This window comes from Actinomyces sp. S6-Spd3 (genome assembly GCF_000758755.1).
Lineage (GTDB): Bacteria > Actinomycetota > Actinomycetes > Actinomycetales > Actinomycetaceae > Pauljensenia.
Genome location: NZ_JRMV01000154.1, coordinates 1 through 531, shown reverse-complemented (window position 1 = coordinate 531; position 531 = coordinate 1). Strand labels below are relative to the sequence as shown.

Annotated in this window: 1 protein-coding gene; it reads right to left on the bottom strand. The window is 51.6% G+C overall.

Features of this window, described 5'->3' with window-relative positions:
• Window positions 1-389, bottom strand: a 389-nt coding sequence (locus HMPREF1627_RS00920) for an aldehyde dehydrogenase family protein (protein ID WP_034500370.1), incomplete at its 3' end; no start/stop codon positions are given.
• Window positions 390-531: the final 142 nt, after the last annotated feature.

The window sequence follows — 531 nt, the reverse complement described above, 5'->3', positions numbered from 1 at the left end:
CCGGTGGAGACGTCAAAGGAGTACTCGCCCTTGAGGGCGACGTTGATAGAGGTAGCAAAATCGAGGGTTTCGCGTCCGCGTTGAATCTCGCCGATTGCATCCGAGTAGTTCTTGCCGTGCTCTGCAACGATCAGGCGAGCCATCTCATCTTGGTGGTCGAGCACCAGTTGGCGCATGCGGAACATGATTGCAGTGCGCTTGGACAGCGGTACTTTAGCCCACTCTTTTTGTGCCTTCTTGGCGATTTCTACGGCGTGGTCAAGGTCATCTCCGGATGCCTCCAGAAGGGTGCCTTCAACTTCACCCGTCGCTGGGTTTTCAACGTCAAGCGTGGCAATAGGGTTGCCTTCGTAGTACTTTCCGTCGACCCAATGCTTAATAGTTTTCATCTGCGAACCTCTTTGTGCACTATTTGAAAAGCGGGAAGGTGATCCCGTCAGCGGTTACATTCTACAACCATATACGGTATTTGTCATGACAAAGATATTGTTTGGCTGTTTATGCGCGTGAAAACGCGAATCGGGTGGGATA